We start from the raw sequence: 18,213 nt of genomic DNA, 5'->3' as shown, positions 1-18,213 counted from the left end.
CAATCAAAACGTTGCGGTGAGTGTTTTTTGGCAGCTGGTTTACTTGCTCGCGAACAGCCAGATCAGGGCGATCACGAGGATTACGGCGACAATGCAGACGATTGCGCCGGTGAATTTAACGCGTGAGTCACGGGTGCGCTCGCGCACGTCGTTCTCGGCGGCTTCGAGCTGAGCCACTTCGCGCTCGGCTTCGGCGCGCTCGGCCTTATCGCGAGCCAGGGAGCCCGCGAGCGATTCGGTGATCTCGGGATGGTTGTGCACCTCGGTCGCCTGCTCGATGATCGACTGCGCATGCGCGACGTCCGCCTGGGCATTGGCGATAGCCTGCTCTTGCTCTTGACGCGCTTTGTCCTCGGTGACGATCTTCTCGCGTAATTCGCGCTGGCGCGCTGCAGCGGCCGCCTTTGCGGTCTGCAGCTCGTCGCGCGCGGCATCGGCCTCGGCCGTCACGGCCTGATGGGCGCGCTTGGCGTCGGCGATGGGGGCTTGCGCCTGCTCGACGGCGTGCTCGGCGGCTGCGAACGAGTGCTCAAGATCGGCGGTGATGCGCGGGACATCCTCCTCGGCTTTACGCAGGGCATCAGCCGTGTCGGAGATTTGCATCGAAAGCTCGCTGGTGCGCACCGTATAGTTGGCGGGATTTGCCGAGGGATTGCGCTGCAGCTCGGCATACTCACGGCGCAGCGTCTCGAGCTGGGCGCGCGTGGCGTTGACGGTTTGCTGCGCTGCGGCAACGCCGGCGTCGCGCTCGGCCTTCACCTTGTCGCGGATGCGCTTGGAATCCTCGAGACGTCGTACGAGGCGGTTACCGGTCTCGCGCGAGCTGGCCTCGCGCGCTTCGACGGCATCGAGTGCGGCTTTGAGACGCCGCTCGGTGGCGTCGTCCTCTTCTTTTATTTGTTCGAGCTGCGCTTTGAGCTCTGTTGTCTTGGCGGCATGGGTATCGCGGCCGATTTCTGCCGCCGCAGCGGTCTTTTGAGCCGTGGCGATTGCCTGGCGCTGGTCGGCGACAATCTGGTCGTAACGCCCTGCGATATCCTGCCGCGTCTCGAGCTCCTCGCCTTGATCGGCGATGCGCTGATCAAGTTCGGCCAGGTGGGCACGAGCGTCCGCGAGCGCCTTCTTTGCGGCGTTCATCTCGCGCATGGCAGAGGCGCCCTGGGCGATAAAAGTGCCTACGGCGTTTGCTGTATTTGAGACGGCGGTTCCCAGATCGCGGCTGGCTGCAGGGGCGTGTGGAGCGGTCGGGTGACCGGCGTCGGCCGTACCCGCATCGGGCGCCTGCGACGTGGCGATATTGCCGGTGCCACCCTCGATCACGGAAAAGCCGGCAGTGTGCGGGTCAACTGCATCTGCGCCAATTGTAGGGTGCTCGAGCTGTAAGAACGAAGGTACGGTGCTGCCTTGGTCGGCAACGGGGGTCTCGCCAGGCACGAAGGTCGATGCGGCCTCGGCGGCCTTCTCTTCTTCGGCGTCCACATCGGCGTCGGCCACGGCGTCTTTCATCGCTTTGACGGCATCCATCATGGAGTCCATGACGGCATCGAGCTCTTCTTCCGAAGATACCTCGATGGGGCCTGCCGCCTGTGACGCGGGGTCCGCGTCGGGCTCGGCGTCGTTCGACTCCGGTTGCTCGCCTTCGTCATGCTCGACAGTATCGCCTGTGTTTGTTGCCTTGTCCGCACCGGCGTGCGCATCTTCGGCGGATGCATCGACGGAAGCGGCGACGCAGGTAGGAGTGCTGCAGTCGTCGGCGACGTCTGCGGAATCATCAATATGCTGCTGAGTCTGGGGGTCCAGCTCGTCTGTCATAGGCATGTGCTCCTCATCGTTGATTGTCACCCTATGATAAAGTCTCGCGCCGGCATCCCGCGCGCCGCAGCAAAGTTTCAAAACGTGTTCGATGGCTCGCTTGGATAGCAAAAATTCGGCCGCTCTATTCAGTTTGCGCTTGACATTCCCTTCTCCGAAAGACGTTATGCCGTTCGCCTGCCGCGGTCTTTATAATGGTTTGCGTATGAACCGCAACCAAGGAGTTCCAGTTTATGGACCAGAGCCTATTTAAATTCGACCTGATCGCCGAGGATCCGACGACGCATGCGCGTGCCGGCGTGCTGCACACCCCGCACGGCGACATCGAGACGCCGATCTTTATGCCCGTGGGCACCAAGGCAAACGTCAAGGGCATTCCTGCCGAGACCGTCAAGCAGCTCGGCGCCCAGATCGTGCTCGCCAATACCTATCACCTGTCCATGCGTCCCGGCGAGGACACCATCGCCGAGTTGGGTGGTCTGCACAAGTTTATGAACTGGCATGGCCCCATCCTCACTGATTCCGGCGGTTTCCAGGTGTTCAGCCACAACGACGCCGTCAAGCTCACCGACGAGGGCGTGCGCTTTATCGTCAACGACTACGACGGCCGCCACGTGTTCTGGACGCCCGAGGACAACATGGAAATCGCCATGAAGCTCGGCTCCGACATCTGCATGCAGCTCGATCAGTGCCCGGGCTATCCCGCCACGCGCGCCTACGTTGAGCGCGCCGTTGAGCTGTCGAGCATGTGGGCCGAGCGCTGCTATAAAGCTCATACCCGCGACGACCAGGCGCTCTTTGGCATCGTTCAGGGTGGCATGCATCTGGACCTGCGCCTGCGTTCGCTGCGCCATCTGGAGGAGTGCGGTGACTTCCCCGGTTACGGCATTGGCGGCTACTCGGTGGGCGAGGACCACGAGACCATGTTTGAGACGCTGGCACCGCTCGCGAGCGAGTACATGCCCAAACATAAGCCGCGCTACCTGATGGGCGTCGGCAACCCGACGACGCTCGTGCGTGGTGTAGGCGTGGGCATCGACATGTTCGACTGCGTGCTGCCGACGCGCACCGGCCGCATGGGGACGGCGTTCTCGAGCGAGGGTCGCCTTAACTTCCGCAATGCCCGCTTTGCGCACGACGACGGCCCCATCGATCCCACCTGTACCTGCCCGGTGTGCACGGGCGGTTACAGCCGTGCGCTCATTCGCCACATGGTCACGCAGAAGGAGATGCTCGGCGGCATTTTGCTTTCGATGCACAACATCTACTACCTGCTCAACCTTATGCAGCGTGCCCGCCAGGCCATTATCGAGGGCCGTTACGGTGCGTTCGTGAGCGACTGGATGAACAGCCCCGCGGCAGTGGATTACTAAGAGCTGCGGGTGCGCTTACGGGGGCGCTCGCGCGGTGTCGAGGCTACGTGCCAATCGACCGTGCGTAGCCGGCGCCGGGCATCGCATGCGTCGGCATCGGTTGCACGACCTCTGACCGATGCCTTGCAAGCGCTTGATGCATCGTGGGTACCATACCGAATGGTTGATGTTCGGGCGGGTGTTTGACGCATGGCGTCGACCCCGCCCGTTTCTATTTTCGATAGGAGTATCCCATGATTAAGAATGAGAACGTCGAGGGCGAGCCGGCCTACGACGAGACGTACCGACGCGGCCCCGTGGTTATGCGCGGCCCCATGATTCCTAAGGACAACACCTACGCCAACCTGCTGGCGCCCGAGGACTCGACTGACTGGTTGCACGCCGACCCGTGGCGTGTGCTGCGCATTCAGGCCGAGTTTGTCGATGGCTTCGGCGCGCTTGCCGAGCTCGGGCCCGCGGTGACCATCTTCGGCAGTGCCCGTACGCCCAAGACCGATCCGCTCTACAAGGCGGCGCGCACGGTCGGCCGCAAGATCGCGCAGCGCGGCGTGGCGGTTATCACCGGCGGTGGTCCTGGCATTATGGAGGCGGCCAACAGGGGAGCGGCGAGCGCCAACGGCAAGTCGGTCGGCTTGGGTATTGAGCTTCCACACGAGCATGGGCTCAACAAATACGTGAACCTCGGCATGGACTTCCGTTACTTCTTTGTGCGCAAGACCATGTTTGTCAAATACAGCTCGGGCGCCATCGTGTTTCCCGGTGGTTTTGGTACGCTCGACGAGATGTTTGAGGTGCTCACGCTGGTGCAGACGCACAAGGTCAAGCGCATGCCGCTTGTTTTGGTGGGCAGCGAATACTGGCAGGGCCTGTTCGACTGGCTCAACGGCCCGGTGATGGATGCCGGCATGATCAGCCCACTCGATCCAGACCTCGTCCACATCACCGATGACCTCAACGAGGCCGTCGACATCGCCCTGAGCGGGCTGATGTAGGGTAGGTAAAATGGGACGGGGCTAAAAAGACTGGTCTGAAACGTTTGATATCAGTCTTTTTGGCCCCGTCCCAAATGAACTGCTTCCAAGTTGCGGTGGAATAGGGATTGGTTGGCGACGATGCGCTTGGCGCCACGACCCTTTTTGATCGCCTTGATCTCGCCCGATTTCCACTCCGGCGAAACGGTCAGGCGAATATTGAGCATCTGCGCGAGCTGGCCTGCACCTGGTCGAGCGGCTCTTCGCCTTCGATAATCACATGAAGTGGAATCACGTAAATGCCGAGCTCTTGGGCGCGGGCGGGGGAGATGTCCGACGTGGAGTCGGTTATGATGGCAAAAGACATAATTGCACCTTTCGTTGGGGCGCGACGGCGCCGCCTTCTGAGAGCAAAGTGCGACAAGTATAGTAGAGTCGCTCCACATTGCTAGGTTCAATTGTTGAATAGTCAACAGGTTGAAGTTTCGGTGTGGAAATCGTCAACTGGGGGAAGAGGGATGTCGATGGAGGCACTGGAGATATGCAAGCGGCCGGTCGTGCTGTTTGATTTTGACGGCACGGTGGCCGATACGGGCCGGGCGGTGATGACCTCGACGCGTAAAGCGCTGGCTGCGCGTGGGTTTTCTGAGGCGCAGATGGGTGACCTGCGCCGCATGATCGGGCCTCCGTTGTGGAAGAGCTTCCACGACTTTTACGGCTTCTCGCGCGAGGAGTCGCTTGTGGTGGCCGACGAGTACCGTGCCTTTTTTGATGAGCTGGGACCGGAAGAGTACCCCGTGTTCGATGGAATTCCCGAACTGCTCGATGGCCTGGCCGCCCAGGGGCATCACTTGGCCGTGGCGACGTCGCGCATGGAGGCAAAGTGCATCGACATGGTGGGCGAGCTGGGGCTTTCGCAGTTTGAGGCGGTGGTCGGTATGAATCCGCCGCAGGGGCGCGAGACCAAGGCCGATTCGGTTCGCGATGCCCTGGCGGCGCTCGGCGCGACGGCGGACGATGCCGTGATGATCGGCGATCGCTTTAACGATGTGGAGGGCGCGCACGCAAGGGGCGTGCCGTGCATTGGCATCTATTCGGGCGCGGCGGTGCCGGGCGAGCACGAGGCGGCGGGTGCCGATGCAGCGGTGCACTCGGTGGCCGAGCTTGCTAAACTTTTCGCCATCTAATGACGTTATGCGAGGGGCGGGTGTGGCCGTCGCTCATTGGTAAGGAGGTCGTCATGAATCAGGTGGAGCAGAGCGTTACCGAGTATGTCGACGAGATCTGGGAAGATGTCGTTGCCGATATCGAGCAGCTGGTGAGCTATCCGTCCGTGGCCGTTGCTGCCCATGCGGAGCCCGGTGCGCCGTTTGGCCGCCCGGTCCGTGATGCGCTCGATTGTGCGCTCGGCATTGCGCAAAAGCTCGGCTACCAGACGAGCGACGACGAGGGCTATGTGGGCATCGCCGACATTCCCGGCCGCGGCGATAAACAGCTTGCGACTATCTGCCATGTGGATGTGGTGCCCGCCGGTCCCGGTTGGAACACCGACCCGTTTGCGATGGAGCGCCGCGAGGGCTGGCTGCTCGGTCGTGGCGTGATCGACGACAAGGGCCCGGCCGTGTTGTCGCTCTACGCCGGTGCCTACCTGATCAAGCACGGCATTGTGCCGCGCTATACCTTCCGCGCGCTGCTGGGCTGCGATGAGGAAGTGGGCATGTCCGACGTTCACCATTATCTGGAGAACCACGCAGACCCCGACTTTTTGTTTACGCCCGATGCCGAGTTCCCGGTCTGCAATGCCGAGAAGGGGCAGTTTGGGGCGACGTTTGTGAGCTCCAAGATCGACGGCGGGCGCATCGTATCGTGGAGCGGTGCCGAGGCGAGCAACGCCATTCCGTCGCAGTCTATCTGCGAGCTCGCAATTGCCGCCGATGAGCTGCCGGCGCCCGTTGAGAACGCCGACCGCCTGGAGATCACGGCGCTCGATAACGGGCATGCGCAGATTTTCGCCCACGGTATTGGCGGTCACGCTTCGATGCCCGAGGGAACGATCAATGCCGTCGGCCTCATCGTGGCGTATCTGCGCGAGGCCGAGGACGCGTTTGGTGCACGCGACGAGCGCCTGCTGACGCCCGCCGAGCACGAGTTTGTCAAGTTTCTGACCTTTGTACATGCGGATGCCTATGGCCACGGCCTGGGTATCGACGCGACGAGCCCGGCGTTTGGCCCGCTCACGTGCAACCCCGGTGTTATCCGTGTGATGGATGGCCATATTGAGCAGGTCATCGACGTACGTTTCCCCGACAGCACGAGCGCCGATACCATCTGCGAGCAGCTCGAGCCGCTCGTGGGCCGCTTTGGCGTGACGTGCCGTGTGGGTCGTGCAAAGGTGCCGTTCTCGGTGTCCGCCGACGATCCGGCCGTGAAGGCGCTTATTGATACCTATAACGAGTTTACGGGCAAGCATGCCGAGCCCTTTGCCATGGGCGGCGGCACGTACGCGCGCAACTTTGCCCGCGCCGTGTCGTTTGGCCCCGAGGAAACCGGCCTGGAGCTGCCCGCATGGGGTGGCCAGATGCACGGCCCCAACGAGTGCGCCAACGAGGAACAGCTCAAGCAGGCGCTCAAGATCTATATTGTTGCGATCCTCCGTTTGAATGAATTAGAGCTTTAAGGTTACACGGTTTCCTAATCTACGTTGCGATGGAATAGTTCCTAGAATGGTCCATTTGATGGCCAAGCAGGAACTATTTCACCGCAACTTTGTTTTTATTGGTGTAAAAGGCAGGCCATGCTTGGGGGCGGGTTTGTTATTCGTCTGTAAAGCCGAGTCGCGCTTGCGGTAAGGGTCTATCAAATGCCCGTAAGAATCCGCAGTTGGCGCGGGCACCGCCCGATCGAGGCCGTATCTTTCCAAACAGCAAAGCGGGCAGGGTGCCCGCGAGTCGCATGTATGAAAGGAAGATCATGCTCGATCAGGCTTATTCTCGTCGTCAGTTCCTCGGCCTCGCTGGTGGTCTTGCCAGCTTCGTGGGCCTCGGCCTCGTTGGTTGCGGCGGCGCAGGCGCTTCCAACGCCGCCGACAAGGGCAGCGCTGCTGCCGAGTCCGTCTCCGGCGAGGTGACCTACGACGGCGCCTCCTCGTTCCAGGCTCTCGTCGAGGCCGCTGCCGAGAAGTTCATGGACGCCAACCCGGACGTCTCCGTCTCTGGCTCGGGCAACGGTTCGGGCAAGGGCCTGACCGCCGTTGCCGCCGGTACCGTCACCATCGGTAACTCCGACGTCTTCGCCGAGACCAAGCTCGAGGCCGACCAGGTCAAGAACCTCGTCGACCACGAGGTCGCCGTCGTGGGCATGGGTCCCGTCGTCTCCAAGAACGTGAAGGTCGACGACTTGTCCCTCGAGCAGCTCAAGGGCATCTTCTCCGGCCAGATCACCAACTGGAAGGAGGTCGGCGGCGACGACGCCACCATCGTCGTTCTCAACCGCAAGGCCGGCTCCGGCACCCGCGCCACCTTCGAGGCCGCCGTCTTTGGCGACGAGGCCGTCGACTTTAAGGGCGACGCCGAGCTCGACAAGTCCGGCGACGTCCAGACTCAGATGGCCAGCACCGACAACGCCATCTCCTACCTCGACTTCTCACACTTCGACGACTCCAAGTTCAACGCCATCAAGGTCGAGGGCGTGGAGCCCAAGAGCGCAAACGTCACTGACGACTCCTTTAAGATCTGGGCGACCGAGCACATGTACTGCGCAAAGGACGCCGACGATGCCACCAAGGCCTTCCTGGAGTTCATGCTTTCCGAAGACGTCCAGGGCAAACTCGTCGAGGAACAGGGCTTTATCCCCGTCTCTGCCATGAAGGTCGTCAAGGACGCCAGCGGCAAGGTCTCCGCTAAATAAGTAATCGCCCCGGAAAGGTTTGCAATGGCAAAACAGCTGCCAAAGCGCGACCTTGAGAACGTGGGCCTGGGCGTCACGGGCGCGTGCGTAGCGCTCGTGGCGCTTGTCGTTGCCGCGCTCATCTTTATGGTCGCCCAAAAGGGCCTCTCGGCTTTTCTCAAGGACGGCGTTTCGGTCGTCGAGTTCTTTACCGGCACCAAGTGGGACCTTGCCAACACGGCCGAAAACGGCCTGCCCTATACCGGCGCCCTGCCCCTGATCGTCACCTCGTTTGCGGTCATGGTGCTCTCCACGCTTATCGCGCTGCCCATCGCCATCGGCTCTGCTATCTTTGCGGTCGAGATTAGCCCTAAGTTTGGCTCCAAGGTGTTTCAGCCGCTTATTGAGCTTTTGACCGGCATTCCCTCGGTCGTCTTTGGCCTGGTCGGCTTTCACGTGGTCGTCGGTCTTATGAAGAACGTTTTCCACGTGAGCACGGGCCTGGGCATCTTGCCCGGCGCCATTGTGCTGGCCGTCATGATCTTGCCGACGATGACCACCCTTTCGGTCGATGGCCTGCGTGCCGTGCCCGATAGCTACCGTCAGGGTTCGCTCGCGCTGGGCTACACCCGCTGGCAGACCATCTGGCACGTGGTACTCAAATCCGCCATGCCGTCGCTCATGACCGCGGTCATCCTTGGCATGACCCGCGCCTTTGGCGAGACGCTCGCCGTGCGCATGGTTATCGGCGGTATCGAGGCCATGCCGACGTCGCTCCTGTCGCCGGCCTCCACCATCACCACCACGCTCACCACGTCTATGGCGGTCTATGCCGAGGGCTCGGCCCAAGACGACGTCCTGTGGGCGCTCGGTCTGCTGCTGATGGGCATGAGCCTCATCTTTATCCTGATCATCCACCTTATCGGCCGCAAGGGGGCGAAGGCTCGTGGCTAGCACGCGCATTCATATCGACGAGGCGAGACTCGGGCGCGTCCAAAAGCAGGACCGCATCGCCACGGGCGTGCTGACGGCAATCGTCGCCATCGTCATGCTCATCGTCGTCTCCATGGTGGCCTATATTCTGTTCGAGGGCATCTCGACGCTGTTCCAGCCGGGCTTTCTCACGCAGCCCGCGCGCGCCAACGGAACCCAGGGCGGCGTGCTCTACCAGCTGTTCGACTCGTTCTATCTGCTGTTGATCACCCTAGGTATCTCGGTGCCCATCAGCTTGGGCGGCGCGGTCTTCCTGGTTGAGTACGCGCCGGACGGCCCCATCCGTGACATCGCCTCCACCGCCATCGAGACGCTGTCCTCGCTGCCTTCCATCGTCGTCGGCATGTTCGGCTTTCTGGTGTTCTCGGTGCAGCTGGGCTGGAAGTACTCCATCATCTCCGGTGCCGTCGCGCTCACCATGTTCAACATCCCCATCCTGGTGCGCGTGATCCAGCAGGCGCTCGAGGACGTGCCGCAGGCCCAGCGCGATGCGTGCCTGGCCATGGGCCTCACCCGTTGGGAAGCCACGCTGCACATCCTGATCCCCGAGGCCATGCCCGCTATCGTGACCGGTATCGTGCTTTCGGCCGGCCGCGTGTTTGGCGAGGCCGCAGCACTGCTCTTTACCTCGGGCATGAGCTCGCCGGTTCGCCTGAACTTCTTGAGCTTTAACCTGTCGAGTCCCACGTGCGCCTGGAACGTGTTCCGCCCCGGTGAGTCGCTCGCCGTGCACATCTATAAGATCTACGGCGAGGGCAGCCCCGAGGCACAGCAGATTGTTTGGGGCACCGCGGCACTGCTGATGATCTGCGTGCTGCTGTTTAACGTAGTCGCCCGTATCGTGGGCAAGCAACTGGCAAGGAGGATGACGGCCGAATGAGCGAGATAAATGCAACGCCCGCAACCGAGGCGGCCGCGTCCGAGACCCAGAACTTTTTGTCGAGCGTGGGGGAGAGCGAGAAGCGCGTGCGCGTAAGCGGCAAAGCCGTGAGCGACGAGGTCGTGCTTTCCACCAAGGACGTCAACGTTTACTATGGCGACCACCATGCGCTGCACGATACGTCGCTCGACTTTCACAAGGGCGAGATCACGGCGCTCATCGGGCCTTCGGGCTGCGGTAAGTCGACCTTTTTGCGCAGCCTCAACCTTATGAATCGCGAGATTCGCGGCTGCCGCGTGGAGGGCGAGATCAACTACCGCGGGCGCAACGTGAACACCAAGACCGAGAACACCTACGAGCTGCGTCGCTCCATTGGCATGGTGTTTCAGCAGCCCAACCCTTTCCGCAAGTCCATTCGCGACAACATCACGTTTGCGCCCAAACGCCACGGCATTACTGACCGCGACGAGCTCGATCGCATGGTAGAGGAAAGCCTGCGCGGCGCGGCGCTGTGGGACGAGGTCAAGGACAAGCTCGACAAGAGCGCCTACGCGCTTTCGGGCGGCCAGCAGCAACGCCTGTGCATTGCGCGCACGCTGGCGCTCAATCCCGATGTGATTCTGTTTGACGAGCCCTGCTCGGCGCTCGACCCCATCTCGACGCTGGCAATCGAGGACCTGATGTCATCGATTGTTGCCGACCGCGCCATCGTCATCGTGACGCACAACATGGAGCAGGCGTCGCGCGTGTCCAACCGCACGGCGTTTTTCTACATGGGCGATATGGTCGAGTACGACGAGACCGACGAGATTTTCCAACGGCCCAAGGATAAGCGGCTGAATGATTACCTCACCGGCATGTTCTCCTAGTCCGGGACATGCTTGAGGCCCGCGGCGGCCATGGTTGCCGCGGGACTGATTGGAGAGGCGGGCCATCTCTTGCGGGAGATGGCCCGCCTTTTTGCTCTGCGACCGAAACGACCACCACAAAGGGGACAGGCACCTTCGTGGTGGTTTGGGGTGGGGCTCGCTGCTATCATGGACAACGTTGAATTTCTACGAAGGAGCAGGGCATATGGCGATTCTTTTGGGATGCGATTCTGTCAGCCTAGAGTTTCCCACCAAGCATATTTTCGATAGCGTGACGCTCGGCGTGGACGAGGGCGACCGCATTGGCATCGTCGGTAAAAACGGCGACGGCAAGTCGACGCTGCTGAGTGTGCTCGCCGGCACACTGGAGCCCGACGACGGCCGCGTGACGCATCGACGCGACACGACGATTGGTTTGCTCGGCCAAAAGGACAATCTGGTCGATACCGACACCGTGCATCATGCCGTCGTCGGCGACACGCCCGAGTACGAATGGGCCTCGAGCCCGCGTACGCGCCAGATTCTGGCCGGCCTTATTAGCGATGTGCCCTGGGAGGGCACGGTGGGCGAGCTTTCGGGCGGTCAGCGCCGCCGCGTGGACCTCGCGCGCCTGCTGATCGGCGACTACGATGTGCTCATGCTCGACGAGCCCACCAACCACCTGGACATGCGCACCATCAACTGGCTCGCGCGCCACTTAAAGGCCCGCTGGCAGCGCGGCCAGGGCGCCATGCTCGTGGTCACGCACGACCGTTGGTTCTTGGACGAGGTCTGCACCAGCATGTGGGAGGTCCACGATGGCCAGGTCGACCCCTTCGAGGGCGGCTACTCCGCATATATCCTGCAGCGCGTAGAGCGCGACCGCATGGCCGCCGTTACCGAGGAGCGCCGTCGCAACATGGCGCGCAAGGAGCTCGCGTGGCTGAGCCGCGGCGCACAGGCGCGCTCCACCAAGCCCAAGTTTCGTGTGGAGGCCGCCCGCGAGCTCATTGCCGACGTGCCGCCCGTGCGCGACGAGCTGGAGCTCAAGCGCCTGGCGGTGAGTCGCCTGGGCAAGCAGGTTATCGACGTGGTCGACGTGGACGCCGGCTATGCCGATACCGACGGCGCGCCCAAGCAAGTGCTCTCCGACGTGACCTGGCTCATTGGTGCGGGCGACCGCTATGGTCTTTTGGGCGAGAACGGCGCCGGCAAGTCCACACTGCTCGATGTGATTCAGGGCAAGATCGCGCCCCTGCGCGGCCGCGTGAAGATTGGCCAGACGGTGCGCTTTGGCGTGCTGTCGCAGCAGCTCGAGGAGCTCGAGCCCTACATGGGCGACACGATCCGCGAGGTGCTCAGCAACTACAAGAAGTACTACGTTATCGATGGCAAGGAGACCTCGCCCGAGAAGCTCTGCGAACGTCTGGGCTTTACGACGCAGCAGCTCTGGAGTCGTATCGGCGATCTTTCGGGCGGACAGCGCCGTCGCCTGTCGTTGCTGCTGACGATTCTGGACGAGCCCAATGTGCTCATCCTGGACGAGCCCGGCAACGACCTGGATACCGACATGCTGGCGATTGTCGAGGACCTGCTCGATGGTTGGCCCGGCACGTTGATTCTGGTAACGCATGACCGCTTTTTGATGGAGCGCGTGACCGACCAGCAGTGGGCGCTGCTCGATGGTCACCTGACGCATATGCCCGGCGGTGTCGACCAGTACCTGCGCCTGTGCAATGCCACCGCCGAGGGCGAGCCCGTGGGTGCGCCGAGCGCCAAGACCGGCACGTTTGACACCGGTGCCGCGGCAGCTGCGGCCGAAAAGCCCGGGGCGAGCGGTCAGCCCAATGGCCTTTCCAACGCCGAGCGCCAGAAGCTCCGCCGCGAGGTGAGCTCGCTCGAGCGCAAGATGGAGACGCAGCGCGCTCGCGTGGAGGAGGCCGAGGCCGCGATGGCTCAGGTCGACCCCACCAACTACACGGCGCTGGGCGAGCAGCAGGCAAAGATCGACGAGGCTCACGCCGCTATGGACGAGCTGGAGATGGCGTGGCTCGAGGCGAGCGAGAAGCTCGAGGGCGAGGAGTAGACGAGGATGATCAAAGCCGCATTTTTCGATATCGACGGCACGCTACTGAGCTTTAAGACGCACCGGATTCCGGCGTCGGCTCAGCAAGTGCTCGACAGCTTTCACGAGCAGGGGATCGCGTGCGTGATCGCCACGGGCCGTCCGACCTACCAGATGCCCGATTGGCTGTTCGATCTTGGCTGGGATGCGTATATTACGCTTTCGGGCCAGCACTGCTTTGATGCCGAGGGCGTCTACCGCAGCTGTCCGATTGATCCGGACGACGTTGCAGTGATTGTGGACCAGGTGGCCGAGGGGCGCTATGACTCACTGTGCATGCAGGGCGAGAACTCGTTTGTGAACCGCCTGTCCGAGCGCGTGGTGACGGCCGGTAACAACGCGGGAATCGTCTACCACGAGGAGCCGTTTGAGCACGCCTTCGATGCGCCGGTTTACCAGTTCTGCGCCTTTGTGGATCCTGCCGACGAGCATATCGTGACCGATGCCGTGTCGCATTCGCTCACCACGCGCTGGTGCGACCTGTTCTGCGATATTATTCCGGCCAACGGCGGCAAGGACCTGGGTGTGGCGGCGACGCTGGAGCGCCTGGGCATCGACGCGAGTGAGGCGATTGCCTTTGGCGATGGCGAGAACGACCTGTCGATGTTTGCCGCCGTGGGCACGAGCGTGGCCATGGGCAACGCGCAAGACACGGTAAAGGCTGCGGCGAGCTACGTGACGACCGCCGTGGACGACGACGGAATTTACAACGCCGCAAAGCACTTTGGGCTGCTATAGCTGCGGCTCGGCACTTGGGGACGTTCCTTTTCTGCCGGCAGTTGGGGACGCCCCTTGCGCGTTGTGTGCCGCGTCGCCCGGCCGGACAGCCACGCATGCTACAGGTTCTTGACACCCATCGCGCGCATGGCGTTCAGGATGGCGATGATCGCCACGCCCACGTCGCCGAACACGGCGAGCCACATGTTGGCAATGCCCAGTGCCGCAAGTACCAGAATCAGCATTTTAATGCCCAGTGCAAAGATGATGTTCTGCCAAACAATCGTCATGGTCTTGCGAGCCACGCGGATTGCACGGGAAATGTTGGACGGCTTGTCGTCCATCAGCACAACGTCCGCTGCCTCGATCGCGGCGTCGGAGCCCATGGCGCCCATGGCAATGCCCACATCGGCACGGGTGAGCACGGGCGCATCGTTGATACCGTCGCCCACAAAGGCGAGTTTGCCCTTGCCCGATTCGGTCGCCAGCAATGCCTCGACGCGCTCGACCTTGTCACCTGGCAGAAGCTGCGCGTGGAACTCATCGACTCCCAGCTGATTGGCCACGGCGGCGGCCACTTCCTCGCGGTCTCCCGTGAGCATGACGGTGCGCTTGACGCCGGCGGCGTGCAGGTCGCGAATCGTTTGCTCGGCATCGGCTTTGACGGTGTCGGCAATTACGATGTGACCGGCATAGACGTCATCGACCAGCACATGGAGGATAGTGCCGACGACCTCACAGTCCGGTGTTTCAACGCCGGACGCGGCGAGCATCTTGGCATTGCCGACGACGACGTGCTTGCCGTCGATGTTCGCCGTCACGCCATGGCCCGCGTCGTTGGTGGAGTCGCATACACGCTTGGGGTCGAGTTGGCCCTGGAAGGCGGCGCGCACCGACTGCGCGATGGGATGGTCGGAGAACGACTCGGCGAGGGCTGCGACTTCAAGCAGCGATTGCTCGGTATAGCCGCCCTCAGGGTGCACCGCGACGACCGAGAACGTGCCGTTGGTGAGCGTGCCGGTTTTGTCGAAGACGACGGTATCCACATCGGCGAGCGCCTCGAGGTAGTTGGAGCCCTTGATGAGAACTCCCAGCTTGGACGCGCCGCCGATGCCGCCAAAGAAGCTCAGCGGCACGCTAATTACGAGTGCGCACGGGCAGCTGACGACGAGGAAGGTCAGGCCGCGCAGGATCCAATCGGACCAAGCACCGGTCACCAGGCCGCCGCCGAGCGCGAGCACCGCTGCCGCGCCGGTGACGGCGGGCGTGTAGACGCGGGCGAACCGTGTGATGAAGTTTTCGGTGCGCGCCTTCTTTTCGCTGGCGTTTTCCACAAGCTCCAGGACGCGCGCGACGGTGGACTCGCCAAAGGGTTTGGTGGTGCGCACGCGGATAAGACCCGTCATGTTGATGCAGCCGCTGATGATATCGTCGCCGGTCTTGGCGGTACGGGGGACCGACTCGCCGGTGAGGGCGGCGGTGTCGAGCTGGGTTACGCCCTCGACGATAACGCCGTCGATGGGCACGCGCTCGCCGGGCTTGATGACAATGACGGTGCCGACGGCGATGTCATCGGGAAAGACCTGCTCGAGCGTGCCGTCAGCCTGCTCAACGTTGGCGTAATCGGGCGCGATGTCCATCATGGCGCTGATCGACTTGCGGCTCTTGCCCACGGCGTAGGCCTGGAACAGCTCGCCGACCTGGTAGAACAACATAACGGCGGCGCCTTCGGCCATGTGCGGATCGGTATCGGGGAAGAGCACCGTGGCAAACGCGCCGATGGTCGCGACGGCCATGAGAAAGCTCTCGTCGAACGCCTTGCCGCGGCGGATGTTATTGAATGCCTTTTGGAGCACGTCGTAGCCGGCAATCAAAAACGGCACGAGGAACAGCACAAAGCTGGCGTAGATGTTGCCTGGAGTGCCGAATGCGGCGGTGAGGGCGCCGAGCTCATCGAGGGCGTACACCACGACAAAAATACCCAGCGCTACCAGGATGCGGTTGCGTTTATGCTCGAGTGACTCTTTTTTCTTGCGCTTCTTCTTTTTCTTCTTGGGGTCGGCGGTGGCCATGACTCGTATCCTTCCATTTGAATGTATGAACACCCGCTCATGTAATTTTGCGAGCAAAGGCCACGGCAAGCGCGGCCTTGCAGGTTGGCGTAAACCTGGGCTAGAGAATGATCTCGCAGTCCGGCTCAGCGTCGGCGGTGAACTCCACGACGCGATCGAGGACCTCGTCGAACTCAGCGTCGTCGGCTTCGAGCGTCAGCTTCTGAGTCATAAAGTTGACCGAAACGGATTTGACGCCCTCGAGCTTGGCGAGTTCGTCCTGAAGCTCACGCGCGCAGTTGGCGCAGTCGATCTCGTCGAGCTTGAACTGCTTTTTCATGATGGGTTCCTTTCCCTGTATTTGCGGCTTGGGTGCAGACCGCGCTGGTACCGTGGTTGGTCGCTATTCGCAGATGTGGCTCATGCCTTGGTTGAGCATGGTGTAGACATGATCGTCGGCGAGCGAGTAGAGGATGTTGCGCCCGTCGCGCCGGAATTTAACCAGGTGCGACTGTTTGAGCGTGCGCAGCTGGTGCGACACCGCGGACTGCGAGGTCGCAGTCGCCTCGGCGATGTCGGCCACGCAGAGTTCGCGGCCCATGAGAGCGTAGAGGATCTTGATACGCGTGGTGTCGCTGAAAACCTTGAACAAGTCGGCAAGGTCGTACAGCAGCTCCTCGTCGGGAAGGTCCTCGGGCGAGCAAGTGGTGGGGATGTCGGGCACGATGGCGGTGTCGATGTCGGTCCTTATTTCATCGGCGTGTTCGCTCATTGCAATATCCTTTCATATGAACATGTGCTCATATAACTTACTTCCGAGTATATGAGCGCATGTTCATATGTCAATATAATTTGCAAAATTTTTTGCTGTCGATTGGCCCCAGAGGCGGCTAAGGGCATTGGTTGGTGCTGATAAGGCCGCCGATGCCAACGTGGGTACCCTAGCGACGTGCAAAAAGGGGAGTTTTCAGCATCGACGAGGGGTTATTTATTGCATGATACGGCGTCGTTTGCCGCCACAGGGCTTTACTGGAGTGCAAATGGCAATAGATATTCCCCAGCTGTTGCCTAAATTAGATCGAAAACAGCGGCTTCGGTGCAAAATGGGGCAATTCGGCCGCCCTCGGATACTCGGCTCTGCTGAAAACTCCCGTTTTTGCACGTCGCCGGGGTACCCACCCTGTCAGTCCGCCTCTGTTCTGGCCCCGTACACCCTGCCTTCGGGTGTGGAAGTGCTTGTTTGGGCGAACTCCGGGCAATCCAGCTCGATGACTTGCATGTCGTCGATGACCGGGACATTGTTGATCGTCGGGTCGTCCAGCGAGATGCCCTCGAGCACTGCGCGCTCGAGCTCAAGTGCATTACCCTGCGCTGCGTCTTGACGGAGGAGCTCCTCAATACGCTTCTTTTCCTCGATAAATCTCCTGAGCACAAATTGTCGCAGCTCTTCTTGCTTGATTGCGAAATCTTTGGGCAGGCGCGATGGGCGAATGCCCTCCTTTCGCTGGATTGCCTCCATAACCCTGGCGAAGGCGCTGGCGTGCATAAAGGAATAGCGACTGACGGTAATGATTCCGTAGCCCATGGACGCCAGCGCGTTCTTGCGCTCTTCGTCAATGGCGCGGTCTTCTTCGGCATCGTGCTGAAATCCGTTGTATTCGATGTCGGTTCGGGACCGCTTGAGATATGCATCCATATAGAACTTTTCGCGCCGCGTGAGATTCTTTGCAGCAGCTGTGACCTTTACTTCGTAGTCGGTCTCGATCTCGCTAATGCCAAGACCGCCCTCGCGCCTGGGTAGCGTGAGCATCATGACAAACGCCGTTTCCATCGGCGATCGGCATCCGTCCCGCACGCATTGGATGGCTTTTCGGGCAAGTTCGAGGCCCTTGCAGTCGATGAGGGAGTTAAAGAAATGTTTAAGGCTCGAAGTCGAGGTGAGCGCGAAGCGCTCGGTATAGGATGTCGAGGCATCGTGCCCAAGGGAATAGGCGCCACACAGTTCGAAGTAGTACTCCACAAGTTCTCGAAAGGGAAGATAGGTTGCGGCCTGAAGCGCACAGAGTTCGACGCCGACAATATAGATGTCGTCGGCAAGCTTGATAAAGCGCGAGCCCGCGAATCGCTTGGATGATACGTGGCACTTGCAGCCCGTCATGCTGCGCACGTTTGCGCGCTCGAACACCGTTGTATCGAGCGGGGCATCGTTATCCAGAGCGACGTTGTGCCTGGCGAGCCAGTCGGCGGCAGAGTCGAGCAGCTCCTTGCTGGGGCGCGCCCCGTAGATCTTGGCAGGGCTGCAGGGCTCGGTGCCAATTGCGGATACCGAGTATGCGGCTTGGTAGACCGCTTTTGCCGTGTTATGTGAAAGTACGATACTCATACAGATAGCATGGCAGACCAGGCGGCGGGGTTCGCAATGAACGCCAAGGTAAAATGTCGCGGCATAACAAAAGCTGTCCAAGCGCTTGACGCCAATGATGGAGAAAGATGCTATTTGGAGCATTGTCGCAGCTCGCTGGCTACGTAGACCTCCACAACTGATGCTGGTCAGCATC

Annotated in this window: 16 protein-coding genes; 10 read left to right on the top strand and 6 right to left on the bottom strand. The window is 61.4% G+C overall.

All coding sequences use genetic code 11. The features are described 5' to 3' along the window. Positions 1-39 precede the first annotated feature (39 nt). Positions 40-1,812: a hypothetical protein gene (locus ACTM86_RS00460; protein ID WP_441014864.1), complete on the bottom strand. Its 1,773-nt coding sequence runs from the start codon at positions 1,810-1,812 to the stop codon at positions 40-42. A 233-nt stretch (positions 1,813-2,045) separates the two neighbouring features. Between ACTM86_RS00460 and tgt the strand changes: the two genes are divergently transcribed. Both tgt and ACTM86_RS00450 read left to right on the top strand, forming a co-directional pair. Then, positions 2,046-3,185 carry a tRNA guanosine(34) transglycosylase Tgt gene (tgt, locus tag ACTM86_RS00455; RefSeq protein WP_441014862.1) on the top strand — a complete coding sequence of 380 codons (1,140 nt, stop codon included), beginning with the start codon at positions 2,046-2,048 and terminating at the stop codon, positions 3,183-3,185. Between the two features lie 233 nt (positions 3,186-3,418). Beyond that, complete coding sequence (locus ACTM86_RS00450; protein WP_427719574.1) at positions 3,419-4,177, top strand: TIGR00730 family Rossman fold protein; 759 nt, start codon at positions 3,419-3,421, stop codon at positions 4,175-4,177. A gap of 187 nt (positions 4,178-4,364) precedes the next feature. On the opposite strand, the gene ACTM86_RS00445 is transcribed toward ACTM86_RS00450, so the two are convergent. After that, positions 4,365-4,523: a DegV family protein gene (locus ACTM86_RS00445; RefSeq protein WP_441014860.1), complete on the bottom strand. Its 159-nt coding sequence runs from the start codon at positions 4,521-4,523 to the stop codon at positions 4,365-4,367. A 157-nt stretch (positions 4,524-4,680) separates the two neighbouring features. On the opposite strand from ACTM86_RS00445, the gene ACTM86_RS00440 reads away from it, so the two are divergent. From ACTM86_RS00440 to ACTM86_RS00405, 8 genes are all read left to right on the top strand, one after another. Continuing rightward, complete coding sequence (locus tag ACTM86_RS00440) at positions 4,681-5,343, top strand: HAD hydrolase-like protein (protein ID WP_441014858.1); 663 nt, start codon at positions 4,681-4,683, stop codon at positions 5,341-5,343. Between the two features lie 53 nt (positions 5,344-5,396). After that, entirely contained in the window at positions 5,397-6,833 is a 1,437-nt protein-coding gene (locus tag ACTM86_RS00435) for a M20 family metallopeptidase (protein ID WP_427719569.1), read from the top strand. Positions 6,834-7,126: 293 nt separating this feature from the next. Continuing rightward, positions 7,127-8,062: a phosphate ABC transporter substrate-binding protein gene (locus tag ACTM86_RS00430; protein WP_441014856.1), complete on the top strand. Its 936-nt coding sequence runs from the start codon at positions 7,127-7,129 to the stop codon at positions 8,060-8,062. A gap of 24 nt (positions 8,063-8,086) precedes the next feature. Then, complete coding sequence (pstC, locus tag ACTM86_RS00425) at positions 8,087-8,995, top strand: phosphate ABC transporter permease subunit PstC (protein ID WP_441014854.1); 909 nt, start codon at positions 8,087-8,089, stop codon at positions 8,993-8,995. After that, positions 8,988-9,914 (top strand): phosphate ABC transporter permease PstA, encoded by a 927-nt coding sequence (pstA, locus tag ACTM86_RS00420; RefSeq protein WP_427719564.1) that lies wholly within the window; start codon positions 8,988-8,990, stop codon positions 9,912-9,914. Before pstC ends, pstA begins: the two co-directional genes overlap by 8 nt. Continuing rightward, on the top strand, positions 9,911-10,783 hold the full coding sequence (gene pstB / locus ACTM86_RS00415; RefSeq protein WP_441014852.1) for a phosphate ABC transporter ATP-binding protein PstB: 873 nt from the start codon (positions 9,911-9,913) through the stop codon (positions 10,781-10,783). Before pstA ends, pstB begins: the two co-directional genes overlap by 4 nt. 205 nt (positions 10,784-10,988) lie before the next feature. After that, positions 10,989-12,848, top strand: coding sequence for an ABC-F family ATP-binding cassette domain-containing protein (locus tag ACTM86_RS00410; protein WP_441014850.1), 1,860 nt, complete (start codon positions 10,989-10,991; stop codon positions 12,846-12,848). 6 nt (positions 12,849-12,854) lie between these two features. Further along, the gene (locus ACTM86_RS00405; RefSeq protein WP_441014848.1) at positions 12,855-13,625 is read left to right on the top strand and encodes a Cof-type HAD-IIB family hydrolase; all 771 of its coding nucleotides are present in this window, start codon (positions 12,855-12,857) and stop codon (positions 13,623-13,625) included. Positions 13,626-13,723: 98 nt separating this feature from the next. On the opposite strand, the gene ACTM86_RS00400 is transcribed toward ACTM86_RS00405, so the two are convergent. From ACTM86_RS00400 to ACTM86_RS00385, 4 genes are all read right to left on the bottom strand, one after another. Further along, entirely contained in the window at positions 13,724-15,676 is a 1,953-nt protein-coding gene (locus ACTM86_RS00400) for a heavy metal translocating P-type ATPase (protein ID WP_441014846.1), read from the bottom strand. A 100-nt stretch (positions 15,677-15,776) separates the two neighbouring features. Further along, on the bottom strand, positions 15,777-15,995 hold the full coding sequence (locus ACTM86_RS00395) for a cation transporter (RefSeq protein ID WP_117583778.1): 219 nt from the start codon (positions 15,993-15,995) through the stop codon (positions 15,777-15,779). 63 nt (positions 15,996-16,058) lie between these two features. Further along, positions 16,059-16,427: an ArsR/SmtB family transcription factor gene (locus ACTM86_RS00390; RefSeq protein WP_427747430.1), complete on the bottom strand. Its 369-nt coding sequence runs from the start codon at positions 16,425-16,427 to the stop codon at positions 16,059-16,061. 411 nt (positions 16,428-16,838) lie between these two features. After that, a complete protein-coding gene (locus ACTM86_RS00385) occupies positions 16,839-18,038 on the bottom strand; it encodes a hypothetical protein (protein WP_441014844.1) in 1,200 nt (399 codons plus the stop codon). Positions 18,039-18,213: the final 175 nt, after the last annotated feature.

The organism is Collinsella sp. HCP3S3_E11, assembly GCF_052067375.1.
Classification (GTDB): domain Bacteria; phylum Actinomycetota; class Coriobacteriia; order Coriobacteriales; family Coriobacteriaceae; genus Collinsella.
This window is presented reverse-complemented; position numbering and strand designations above follow the sequence as displayed.